Origin of the sequence: Paenibacillus camelliae (assembly GCF_023715345.1) — a bacterium.
GTDB classification, from domain to species: Bacteria; Bacillota; Bacilli; order Paenibacillales; family Paenibacillaceae; genus Pristimantibacillus; species Pristimantibacillus camelliae.
In genome coordinates this window covers 977,414-988,960 of the sequence record NZ_JAMBNY010000001.1, presented here as the reverse complement: position 1 = coordinate 988,960, position 11,547 = coordinate 977,414, and the positions used below count along the sequence as shown (strand labels likewise).

Annotated in this window: 11 protein-coding genes; 10 read left to right on the top strand and 1 reads right to left on the bottom strand. The window is 43.0% G+C overall.

Features of this window, described 5'->3' with window-relative positions; translation table 11 throughout:
- Positions 1–42 precede the first annotated feature (42 nt).
- From cysT to M3180_RS04515, 7 genes are all read left to right on the top strand, one after another.
- A complete protein-coding gene (cysT, locus tag M3180_RS04545) occupies positions 43–846 on the top strand; it encodes a sulfate ABC transporter permease subunit CysT (protein ID WP_251666089.1) in 804 nt (267 codons plus the stop codon).
- Positions 847–848: 2 nt separating this feature from the next.
- Positions 849–1,646 carry a sulfate ABC transporter permease subunit gene (locus M3180_RS04540; protein WP_251666363.1) on the top strand — a complete coding sequence of 266 codons (798 nt, stop codon included), beginning with the start codon at positions 849–851 and terminating at the stop codon, positions 1,644–1,646.
- A 2-nt stretch (positions 1,647–1,648) separates the two neighbouring features.
- Positions 1,649–2,713 carry a sulfate/molybdate ABC transporter ATP-binding protein gene (locus M3180_RS04535; protein ID WP_251666088.1) on the top strand — a complete coding sequence of 355 codons (1,065 nt, stop codon included), beginning with the start codon at positions 1,649–1,651 and terminating at the stop codon, positions 2,711–2,713.
- 37 nt (positions 2,714–2,750) lie between these two features.
- Positions 2,751–3,800 (top strand): sulfate ABC transporter substrate-binding protein, encoded by a 1,050-nt coding sequence (locus M3180_RS04530; RefSeq protein WP_251666087.1) that lies wholly within the window; start codon positions 2,751–2,753, stop codon positions 3,798–3,800.
- A gap of 178 nt (positions 3,801–3,978) precedes the next feature.
- Positions 3,979–4,443: a ferric iron uptake transcriptional regulator gene (fur, locus tag M3180_RS04525; RefSeq protein ID WP_285855573.1), complete on the top strand. Its 465-nt coding sequence runs from the start codon at positions 3,979–3,981 to the stop codon at positions 4,441–4,443.
- 513 nt (positions 4,444–4,956) lie between these two features.
- Positions 4,957–5,736 carry an ABC transporter ATP-binding protein gene (locus M3180_RS04520; protein WP_251666086.1) on the top strand — a complete coding sequence of 260 codons (780 nt, stop codon included), beginning with the start codon at positions 4,957–4,959 and terminating at the stop codon, positions 5,734–5,736.
- Positions 5,730–8,252: an FtsX-like permease family protein gene (locus tag M3180_RS04515; protein ID WP_251666085.1), complete on the top strand. Its 2,523-nt coding sequence runs from the start codon at positions 5,730–5,732 to the stop codon at positions 8,250–8,252. The genes M3180_RS04520 and M3180_RS04515 overlap by 7 nt, the downstream gene beginning before the upstream one ends.
- A 129-nt stretch (positions 8,253–8,381) precedes the next feature.
- On the opposite strand, the gene M3180_RS04510 is transcribed toward M3180_RS04515, so the two are convergent.
- A complete protein-coding gene (locus M3180_RS04510; RefSeq protein ID WP_251666084.1) occupies positions 8,382–9,185 on the bottom strand; it encodes a Cof-type HAD-IIB family hydrolase in 804 nt (267 codons plus the stop codon).
- 82 nt (positions 9,186–9,267) lie between these two features.
- On the opposite strand from M3180_RS04510, the gene M3180_RS04505 reads away from it, so the two are divergent.
- The 3 genes from M3180_RS04505 (at position 9,268) to M3180_RS04495 (ending at position 11,523) form a co-directional block, all read left to right on the top strand.
- Complete coding sequence (locus M3180_RS04505; protein WP_251666083.1) at positions 9,268–10,707, top strand: S41 family peptidase; 1,440 nt, start codon at positions 9,268–9,270, stop codon at positions 10,705–10,707.
- A 196-nt stretch (positions 10,708–10,903) separates the two neighbouring features.
- Positions 10,904–11,104, top strand: a complete 201-nt coding sequence (locus M3180_RS04500) for a cold-shock protein (RefSeq protein ID WP_251666082.1) — start codon at positions 10,904–10,906, stop codon at positions 11,102–11,104.
- A gap of 200 nt (positions 11,105–11,304) precedes the next feature.
- Positions 11,305–11,523, top strand: a complete 219-nt coding sequence (locus tag M3180_RS04495) for a DUF1450 domain-containing protein (protein WP_285855571.1) — start codon at positions 11,305–11,307, stop codon at positions 11,521–11,523.
- Positions 11,524–11,547 lie beyond the last annotated feature (24 nt).

Here is an 11,547-nt window from a genome sequence, read left to right as displayed (position 1 = left end):
GTATTCAAGTGGGATTAATTAATATTACTGGAGGCAAGCACATTGAACTCACTTTTCCGCAGCCAAAAATGGAGCTATAGCTTTCGAACGATCGTATTTATATACTTTATCGGATTGATTATTATTCCGATTATTGGCATTTATACTCAATCCTTTTCATCAGGAATTACTAGCTTTATAGACAATCTCTCTGATCCGCTAGCTTGGAAGGCCGTGCTATTGACGCTTAAGCTTGCTGCAATAGCAACGTTAATTAATACAGCGATTGGTACGATGATCGGCTGGGTGCTCGTCAGATACGAATTTCCTGGCAAACGAATGATTAACAGTGTCATTGATTTGCCGTTTGCACTGCCTACCGCAGTCGCGGGCTTTATTATATTGCTGCTAGTCGGGCCTAGCAGTCTATTCTATGAATGGTTTGGCATTGATGTAGTGTTCCATGAGCCGGCTATCGTGCTTGCGATGGTCTTTGTTACCTTTCCATTCGTTATTCGTGGCTTACAGCCATTGTTAGAGGAGCTCGATAAATCAGAGGAAGAGGCTGCCTACACACTCGGCTCATCCAAGTCCCGTACATTTTTTCGAATTATTCTCCCTACAATGCTTCCTGGCATATTAAGTGGAGCGATGCTGGCCTTCTCTCGTGCGATTGCAGAGTTTGGCGCCGTCGTGCTTATTTCTGGAAATATTCCGGGTAAAACATTAGTGGCTTCTGTATATATTTTCGGGGAGATTGAAAGCAATAATCCGCAAGGTGCAGCGGCGGTTTCCGTGCTTCTGCTAACGATATCATTCCTGATCCTGTGGTTTATACATAAGCTTAATCGTGGAGGTCAGGCATGATGATGAGAAGGCTATGGATTACGTTAACCTATATCGTTGTTTCGCTGCTATTGCTGCTGCCGTTATATAAAATTTTTACTGGCGCCTGGGCAGACGGTCTGTCGGGCTTTATGGATGCCTTGCTGCGTGCTCAATCTCTGCATGCGCTTAAAATGACTGCACTCATTGTTATTATCGTGACCGTGATTAATACGCTATTCGGTGTGATGCTGTCTATTTATCTTGTTCGCGCGACTTGGCTATCTCCGCTCGTTAAGCGACTCAGCAATAGCATCGTTGATTTGCCCTTTGCGGTATCTCCTGTTATTGGAGGCTTAATGATCGTGCTGCTGCTTGGGCCGAATACTGTGCTAGGAACAATGCTCGGCAACGTTGGCGTTTCGATCGTTTATGCGCTGCCAGGCATGGTGCTCGCGACGTTGTTCGTTACCTTTCCAATCATGGTGCGTGAGGTTATGCCAGTGCTGCAGGAGATCGGTGACCAGCAGGAGCAAGCAGCATCGACGCTCGGTGCCTATTCTTGGTATACGTTCTGGAAGGTCACGTGGCCGAATATCCGATTCGCCGTAATGTATGGCGTTGTGCTGACCGTTGCACGCTCACTAGGTGAGTTCGGTGCGGTGCTTGTTGTATCAGGAAATATCATTAACAAGACGCAAACCGCAACAACACTCGTTTATCAGGATGTGGAGAACTTTAATGTTGTTGCTGCAAATGGCATAGCCTTGGTGCTTGCCGCATTTTCTATCATGCTCCTGCTTCTAATGGAGTGGACGAAGAAGAGAAAGGAAGTGCACTAGCCATGCATATCGAAGTGAAGGATCTTAATAAGGAATTTGGCAGCTTCCACGCTGTGCAGGATGTCAGCTTTGAGATTGAAAAAGGGAAGCTTATCGGCTTTTTAGGGCCGAGCGGTGGCGGTAAAACATCAATTCTTCGTATGCTTGCTGGACTTGAAACGCCAACCTCTGGCGATATATATTTCCATGGCAAACGTGTAAATGATCTCCCACCACAGGAGCGGGGGATTGGCTTCGTCTTCCAAAACTACGCATTGTTCAAGCATATGACGGTGTTTGACAACATTGCATTCGGGCTAAAGGTGAAGAAGCAGAACAAAGCCTTTATTAAAGAGCGTGTGCAATATTTGGTTGAATTGACAGGGCTAAAAGGCTTTGAGCATCGCTATCCGCATCAGCTGTCAGGCGGTCAACGTCAACGTGTCGCATTTGCTAGAGCACTTGCACCTGAGCCGCAGCTGCTATTGCTTGATGAACCGTTCGCGGCAATTGATGCGAAAATCCGTACGGAGCTCCGCACGTGGCTGAAGGATATGATTGGAGAGCTTGGCATTACTTCGATATTTGTTACACATGATCAGGAAGAAGCGATTGAGGTCGCAGATGAGATTATGATTATTAGTAAAGGCAAGCTGGAGCAGAAGGGAACACCTTGGGAAATATATAAGCACCCACAGACTCCGTTCGTCGCAAGCTTTATTGGCGAATCGTCACTAATCGAGCGCATCCAATGCTTTAAGGGCTTCGAGGATGTAGCAACATCTAGCGGCATAAAGGCCCTCATTCGTCCTGAATATGTAGAGGTTGGCAAATCAGGTGAGATTGTCCTTGCATCAGCGACGATGGATGCAGCAGTGAAGCATTTACATTTCCGCGGTAGTGAATGGATGATCGAGCTGGAAATTGAGGGGCAAAGGCTAATTACGTACCGTTCCTTGGAGAAGGAGGTCCTTCATCCAGGTGAGCAAGTGAAGGTGCTTATCCATCGTGCTTACTTGTTCAATGAAGAGAAAAGCTGGATTATGGAGAATCCTCTAAAGGTCGATCCGCTGCCAATCTATATCTAGCAGCAATACTTTATGCGTAAAAGGTGTGGGAATAACGTTGACAAACCGATTAAAAGCAAAAGCTGTCAGTATAACGCTGCTATTCTGTCTACTCTTAACAAGCTGTAGTACACCCAATTCTTCTACGGCTGACCCACATGCAGCAGCGGAGGAAGTGACGCTCGTTGTAGGCGCTTATTCTGTTGCCAAGGATGCACTGCAGGAGCTGCTGCCGCTTTTCGAGGCCCAATGGCTCGCGGATACTGGTCAGCGCATTAAGCTGCAGGAATCCTATGAGGCATCGGGTACTCAGGCTAGAGCGATAATTGGCGGCTTCGAAGCTGATATTGCGATATTAGCTATGGAAGGCGACATTGACATCATTGAGAGAGCAGGTCTCATTACTCATAATTGGCGTGAACAGGGCGTCCACGGGATGGTGACGGAGTCTATTGTTGTGATGGGCACCCGTGCAGGCAATCCTCATAGCATACAAGATTGGGATGATCTGGCTAGAGAAGGAATAAAGGTGCTTTATCCTAATCCGAAAACATCAGGTGGCGCACAGTGGGATATTAATGCCATATATGGTGCAGGCTTGAAGCAAGCTGAAGAAGAACTTGGCAGCCCAGACGCGGAATATGCCAAAAACTATCTAAAGCGAATTCACGCCAATATCGAATCACTGGATAAAAGCGGTCGCGCCTCCATGGCTGCGTTCGAGTATGGCGTAGGTGATGTGATCGTCACCTATGAAAATGAGCTGCTGGCACGCATTGCCAAAGGCATCGAATATGATATCGTCGTTCCAGAGCATACAATTCTAATAGAAAATCCGATTGCACTAATTGACAAGCATATCGAGCAGCATGGGAATCGAGACGTTGCAGAAGCGTTTTATCAATTTTTAATGTCAGAGGAAGCGCAGTATATTTTCGTTAAGCATGGCTTCCGCCCGGTAAACGAGGCTGTCGCTGAAGAAACGAAGCATCAGTTCAGCAATCCATCGGGAATATTCGACATTGATTATCTCGGTGGCTGGGATGTGGTTCGAGAGCAACTATACTCGAAGCGGGGAATTTGGTATCAGGTGCTTGCCGATTTGTAGCGAATCCGTGAAAAAAAAGGGATTTGGAAAATTTGAGTCGAATAGATTCAAATATTTTCTGACATCCCTTTTTTTGTTGTTGCTTTATTTGGCAAAATAGCATACCATTATTTTAGAATCATTCTAATTTGAGATACGATTAGATGAAGCTTGCCTTGTATGGCTGGGAGGCGAAACTATGAATATACAGGCTGAAATTGAAAAAATAAAACACAGCTTAATGGAAAGCGGCTATAAGCTGACAACGCAGCGTGAAATCATTGTTCGAGTACTGCTCGAGAATGAGGAGGATCACCTCAGCGCAGAGGATGTCTATATGCTTGTAAAAGAGAAATTTCCAGAAATCGGGTTAGCTACAGTATATCGTACGCTTGAGCTGCTAGCCGAGCTGCAAATTGTTGCGAAAATGAATTTTGGTGATGGCGTTGCTCGTTTTGATCTGCGTGGTCAGGATCATGAGCATATGCATCATCATTTGATCTGTCATACATGCGGTGCATTAGAGGAGATTAAGGATGATTGGCTGCTGGAACTGGAACAGCGATTAGAGGTAGAGTTCGGTTTCAAGGTGCTCGATCATCGTCTGGATTTCATCGGGAATTTTTCAAGCTGTCCTAATAAAAACTGTAAAAGTCATCTATAAGGATTACAATACACGAACACCTTTAAGAGAAACTGCCAACCATTGGCGGGAGCTTGAAGGTGTTTTTTGTCGTATGCTGTGCGATTGCGATGCTCCATTGGGGCCTGTGAACTATTGCGATATGTAGAACCAGCAAGCCAGCATAAGCTCATTCGTTGAAGTTAAAAAGGTGAATAACGAGCAGTAAGGAAAGAGAGCTTTAAATAAAGAGGATTAAAGAAGAAGCTGTTTTTAGTTATCGCATAGGCGCAACGGAAACAGCTTTTTTGATTCACGCATAGGAATATGAGGATTGATTACGTACATTTAAAACTCTGAAATTACGTTTCTGACAAAAATAGTGCAAGATAAGACATGATACGCCACTATTTTTAGTATTTAGTATAATTTAATGTAATGATATATTGTAAATGATTTCCAACGAGCCAGCAATATAATTTATTTATAAACAAATGAAGTTATATTCAAAAACTGCTGAAGTGATCACCTAACCTAGAATAGGAGCTGAGATCCATGAACACTAATCTAATACTTAGGCTAGTAGATGTTGAAAAACGCTATAAGCAGGGACAAAGTGAAGTAATCGCGCTTCACAAAAGCGGGCTTGAAATAGAAGTGGGAGAATTTGTTGTTATTATGGGAACGAGCGGGTCAGGAAAAACAACGCTACTTAACATAATAGGGGGTATGATTGCTCCCACCGCTGGGACTGTATATTTGCGTGATAAAAAAATTAAGTATGATAACAAACATAGTGAACAGCTTTCCGATTATCGAAGGAAAGAAATTGGTGTTGTGTTTCAGGATTTTAATTTAATTGATGCAATGACAGTTAGCGAAAACGTTGCTATTCCATTGATTTTAGAAGGTGAGGCTGCTCCTATCATTATTGAAAAAACAGAATCAATGCTACGGCAGGTAGGACTTGAGAAAAGGGGTAATTTTAGACCGTACGAGCTTTCTGGTGGGCAGCAACAGAGGGTTGCTCTAGCTAGAGCGCTAGTTAAGCAACCCTCCATACTGTTAGCTGATGAACCGACGGGGAATCTTGATTATAATACTTCTAAGGAGATACTAGAGCTTCTTTTGAAGATAAAGAACAATGCAAGGCAAACGATTGTTATGGTGACGCATGACCCAATGATGGCAGCATACGGCGAACGCATTTTATTTATGAATGATGGTCATGTCTATGAACAGCTGAAGTTATCTGAAGAATTGAGTCCAGAACAAAAAAGAGAGACGATTGTTTCCGCGTTCTATAGTATGAAGGGAATGTCGTCGTCATGCTAACGTCAATGCTTGGTATAGCATATCGGCTGTCCGTTGCAAATCGTTCAAGAATGATTGCTTCCATTGCAAGTGTTGCGGTTGCTATGAGCTTAATTGTTTCGATGTCACTGCTGTTGTCGAATATGGAGAGATCTTATAAGCATCAACTAGCAGATGTTTTTGGCGATGTTGACATCATCGTTACACCTCCCAAGCATTTAGATCATCAAATTGTTTACTTCGATCAGCAGGAGCAGCAGTACATTGCAGAAGCTAATGGAGTTAAGAAAGCTTCTTTTATATTGCTAAATCCGATTGAGGGAGAAGAATTGTTTCTGATTGGCCTGCAGAATGATGAGCTTGCCAAAATAAGATATAAATTTACAGAGGATTTGCTTGAAAATGAGGTTGTGATAACGGATAGCTTGGCACAACGACTCGGTGCTGTACAAGGGGAAGTTATTCATCTTCCGCTTAATCATAGTGAAGGCTATGAATGGAAGCTGAAAGAAATTATAGAAGATGTTAATGTTACATCATTCCCTGATCTTGTATATATGAATATTTCTACATTACAGGAACTTAGCGGAGTCGGGAATGTTTCCTCCGGTGCCATGCTTGATATTGGTGAAGGTGTGGAACCTTTATCTCTAGTTAGGCTTTTAGAACGGACGATTCAAGCTCCTGTAGCCTATCAACTAGTTACGGATAGCGATCTAGCAAAAAAAAATACGGAAAGCATGCGCTGGATTTCCAGTTTTATCACGATTGCTACATTATTGGCTAGTCTGGCTATCGTGTTAAGTAATTTTCGTCTCATGCTGCAAAGCATACTTCATCCTCTCATTGTACTGCATACGAATGGAGCCAAAAGGAGGGGGCTATTCTCAATTGTACTTTACCAGGTTGCAGGGGTAATTGGACTTGGCACGATTCTAGGTGGAATGGTTGCTGCAGTGTTCAGTGTATCGGGAGCAGCGCTGCTGGAGCGTGTTTTTTCCATAGAGCATGCACAGGTTACTTTCAATTTAAGAGAGCTGTTACTCACTATGCTATCATATGGGTGCATTCTCTTTTTATTGCTTTTACCATTGCTAGCTAGAGGATTTTCAAAGCTGCCGTTAGAATTTCGTAATGTGATAAAGTCTAAGGAAAGAGGCATATCTAGAGCACGAATATTTGTTGCATGCCTGTTATTGCTTCTTTCTATAGCATCGGTTATCCCTCCATTGATTTTCTCGGGTAGCGTTCTTCTGTATCCAGTGGCTGGAATTATGCTCGCTTGTGCGATATGGCTTTCCATGCCTATCATATTTCAAAGCTGGCTTAAATGGCGCATAAATCGAGGCTTGCGAAAAAAGCAAAAAGAAAAAGTGATTGCACTGCAATATTTGTCCAGTTACTTTAAACAAAATGTACTTGTTATTTTGGCGATCTCAATTTCAATTAATGTGCCTGTCATTGGTTTTACAGTATTACATTCGGCGAAAGAGGCCAATATTCAAATTGTAAATGAAGAGTTTGTGGCAGATATTCATATGTATAATAATAGTATTACGGTATCTCTTCCAGAGAGCGTTGTATCAGATGTGACAAATATAAAAGGTGTACAAGCTGTTATTCCGGTAAGTCAGGATGATTGGGCCTTAGTTATAAATACTAAAGCGTTACCTGAAGAGGAACGTTACCATAATCTTTATTATAAAAAAAGTGATTTGCGGCAATTGGTTAATAAGGGACTGCTTCCACCTTTGCCAAACGATCTGTCTAATGTCGTAGTACTAACTTCTGATTATGCCAAGGAGCTTGGGGTTACTGTCGGTGATGAGTTTACACTGCGAGATCCTGAGCAGGAAAATTTGCCTCTTGGCAATCTACTTGTTGCAGCCATTGTAGATGGATATATGCCCGGCTCAATGAGCATTAATACGCTGGCCTATGTTGATTCAGAGCAATCCATCATAGGCGCAAATAAAGACTCATTAGTTGGTAGCAGAGCAAGAGAATGGAACACATTGTTGCTTTATATCGATGAAGATCAGAGAGCAGCAATATACGAGGAGCTTCAGGCATATGCTTCATTCCACACAAGCATTCGGTATGGTGACAAGCAGCTAGCATTGAGCTCGATGGAGGAATTTGCACATCAGCGCTTCATATTTTTATACGCTATTGTTGTGGTGACCTTACTTGTTAGCTTGATTGGCATTTATTATACAATGCATGCTTTTGTAAACGGCCGTCGCAGGGAATTTGCTATTTTATTTAGTATAGGGATGAACTTTAGGCAATTGCGAACGATGCTTGTACTGCAACTAGGGTGGTTTTGTTTGATTGCGGGGATAACAGGAATTGCTACAAGTTTAGTTATTTCGAGTACGTTGCTGCTTGCAATGGAAAGTCCGTTGATCTCAGTGCCGTGGGCCTTCATAGGCTACATTATATTTGGGCTGCTCAGCTTTGGATATGGTCTTGCTCTAGTATTGGCACTGACATTAAGAGATAAAAGTATACCACAGCTGATGAAAGCTGGTTAGGTTAGAGGATTTATAAGTAAAAGCTGCCCCCTTTATTGAAGAGAAGCAAAAGTTTACGTTGCTTTTCTATCATTAAGGGGCAGCTTTTTTATCGGTTATATATTAATATTTGATCAACACAACAACAGCTTAATTCTCCTGAAGCACAAACTTCTCGATCACATGCGCAACGCCATCCTCATTGTTGCTTAGCGTGATATAATCTGCAAGCTCCTTCAGCTGCGGCACGGCATTGCCCATGGCAACGCCAAGACCTGCCACTTGAATCATCTCACGGTCGTTCCACGCATCACCGATACCGATCGTTTGCTCCATGGTACAGCCGATATGCTCTGCCATAAATTGTAGGGCGTGTCCTTTTGTGCCTTCTTTATGCATAAACTCTAGGTAGTGTGCCTTAGACTTCGTAATATGAAGCTGATCGCCGAGCAGCTCCTGCAGTACAACGATATGCTCATCAAGCACCTCAGGCTCGTCAATAATAAGCATCTTATGGTTAGGCTTGTCAATTAACAGCTCGAAATTAGGCTCAACGACATAAGGAATGTTGACTAGCTTAGAGTAGGCTTGAATTTTAGCATTATCTTCAGTCCCATACAGCACGTCATCTACATAAAGCTGAAGATGAAGGTTATGCTCCTTCGTATAAGCAAGCAGCTTGCGCGCAGCATCAGCAGGTACACTGCGCTCATACAGTACCTTACCATCGAGTAGCGTTTTGACTAGAGCGCCCTGATAGGTGATAATTGGTACATTGAGTTCAATTTGATTAGCAATTTTTTGAGCGGAAGCGTACATGCGTCCAGTTGCGAGAGTAACAGTGACACCTGCATCAATGGCACGCTTTAGTGCTTTTTTTGTTGCTTCCGTTACAATAATATCATCGTTCAGCAGCGTATCGTCTATGTCAATTGCGATTAGTTTGTAGCTCATGAATGTAGAAGCTCCCTTCAGTATGAAAAAATATATTTATGTATGATTGTACCATAATATCGACAAACAAGGAGAATCACCGATGGAACCAAATGAACAATATGAACCAAACGAACGAAATCAACACACAAAACGTCAGCCCCAATCGTATGTCGCTATCATTACGATTATTGCACTGGTAGCAGGCTTTGTCGGCGGTCAGCTGTGGACAAAGCGTAATTACTCCATTATGAATGCCGATGGCTTTAAGCTGCTCCAGGCGACCTATGACCGAATTAACGATAAGTTTTTATACACAGCAGAGCAAGATAAGATGCTAGATGGTGCGATTGTCGGTATGGTAGCCTCGCTCGGAGATCAATATTCACAGTTTTTGCCGGATGAGCAAGGTGAACAATATGTCGATTCCTATAAAAGCAATTTCTATGGAATAGGTGCCGAGATCATGGTTGTTAATGATCGCTATTATATTTCTTCACTCGTTAAGGATATGCCAGCAGAAAAGTCAGGTCTTAAGCCTGATGATGAGATCGTTACTGTTGATCAGCAATCGACTAGCGGCATCAGTATGAATGAGCTGCTTGGCATGGTGCGCGGTGAGAAAGGAACAAGCGTAGTCATTGGCGTGAAACGTCAAGGGGTAGAGCAGGTGCTTGAGTTTGAAATCGAGCGTGCAGAAATTCCGGTCTACACGGTTCATTCCGAGCGTCTTGAAGGAGATATAGGTAAAATTACGATTTCACGCTTTGGCGAAGCGACAGGCAAGGAATTTACAGAAGCTTTGCAAGGGCTGCAGCAGGAAGGTGAGCTAAAAGGGTTAGTCTTGGATCTGCGCTCTAATCCTGGTGGAAGACTCGATGCGACGATTGACATTGCTCAGCAGTTTATTCCTGATGGCGGAAAAATTCTTGACGTCGTATTCAAGAACGAGTCTCACACGAATAGCTATATCTCTAAGCAGAAAGATCCTCTGCAACTGCCCGTTGCGTTATTGATCAATGAATATTCTGCGAGTGCCAGTGAGGTGCTAGCAGCGGCGTTAAAGGAATCAGCGGATGCCTATGTTGTTGGTGTTACCTCTTATGGTAAAGGGATCGTACAAACGTATGAGTCGTTTAGAGAAGGCTCCGTGCTTGTGTTAACGGAGGCAGAGTGGAAAACACCAAGCGGCAATGGGATACATGAGGTTGGTGTAGAACCGACGCATGTCGTAGAGTTGCCTGAATATTCGAAGCTTGGTATGATTTCAGCTGGTGTAGAGCTGAAGCGCGGAAGCTATGGCGATGATGTAAAGCTTCTTGAGCAGTATTTGCAGGTGTTAGGCTATTCACCTTCAATGGAAGGCCTGTTCGATGAGCGCACAGAGCAAGCACTTAAAGCCTATGAGAAAGATAAAGGCTTTGCTGAAGATGGTGTATACAGTTCAGAGGTCGGAGCAGCAATCGTCGAAGATATTCGCGAGCTCCTGCAGCAAAATGATACACAGCTTCAAGAAGCGATAGAGCTGCTCTCTAAAGCTTAGTTGTATGAATAATGCTGGAAAAAGATATAGGACTTGTGTTGTCTGGTTTTATGTGCTACAATGAGTTTATTCAATATTAAGACCTTAGTCGCTGTGTGCAATAGGCTTTTAGTAAAGAATAGCCGATTGTATCATCAAGCGACTTTTTTGTTATAGACACAGGGACTTAATAAATTTAATTAAGGTGGTAACGACTTTGGAACAAGGTATCGTTAAATGGTTTAATGCAGAAAAAGGCTTTGGCTTTATTTCCGTTGAAGGTGGCAACGATGTATTCGTACATTTCAGCGCAATCGTAAGCGAAGGCTTCAAATCTCTAGATGAAGGCGACCGTGTAGAATTCAACATCGTTGAAGGCAACCGTGGCCCTCAAGCTGAAAACGTAGTTAAACTTTAATTGCGTCTTCAAAAAGCAGCGAGCATATGCTCGCTGCTTTTTTTGTTTATCTTCAATGCTTAGGCGCATTCATTGACAAGAGATGAGTCGCTGCTATCATGTTCTATTCTTTAGTTGTTATTGACTTTATCGGTGATAATCATTATCATTTAATGTAATGACATTGATGTTTATGACGACGAACAGTGGGAAGGTGCGACATGAAAATTAAGTATTGCAAGCGTAGCTTAGATCATGGGCTAAAGCCTGTATACAAAAGCATGAAGAAGAAATATCCTGACCTCAAGCATAAGAAAACAGACTGCTTAGGCCAATGCAAATCCTGTAGATCAGGCTGCTTCGTCATGATCAAGTCAGAACCGGTAATCGCATCATCACCCAAGAAGCTCTACAAATGCTTAAAGAAAATCGTAGGATAATTTCGTTGGATATTAATGTTAGAC

What these genes read in the sequence shown, in the direction of transcription:
- M3180_RS04495 (WP_285855571.1), top strand. Translation starts at nt 11,305, where the DNA reads ATGAAAATTAAGTATTGCAAGCGTAGCTTAGATCATGGGCTAAAGCCT.
- M3180_RS04540 (WP_251666363.1), top strand. Translation starts at nt 849, where the DNA reads ATGAGAAGGCTATGGATTACGTTAACCTATATCGTTGTTTCGCTGCTA.
- fur (WP_285855573.1), top strand. Translation starts at nt 3,979, where the DNA reads ATGAATATACAGGCTGAAATTGAAAAAATAAAACACAGCTTAATGGAA.
- M3180_RS04505 (WP_251666083.1), top strand. Translation starts at nt 9,268, where the DNA reads ATGGAACCAAATGAACAATATGAACCAAACGAACGAAATCAACACACA.
- M3180_RS04510 (WP_251666084.1), bottom strand. Translation starts at nt 9,185, where the DNA reads ATGAGCTACAAACTAATCGCAATTGACATAGACGATACGCTGCTGAAC.
- M3180_RS04535 (WP_251666088.1), top strand. Translation starts at nt 1,649, where the DNA reads ATGCATATCGAAGTGAAGGATCTTAATAAGGAATTTGGCAGCTTCCAC.
- M3180_RS04515 (WP_251666085.1), top strand. Translation starts at nt 5,730, where the DNA reads ATGCTAACGTCAATGCTTGGTATAGCATATCGGCTGTCCGTTGCAAAT.
- M3180_RS04520 (WP_251666086.1), top strand. Translation starts at nt 4,957, where the DNA reads ATGAACACTAATCTAATACTTAGGCTAGTAGATGTTGAAAAACGCTAT.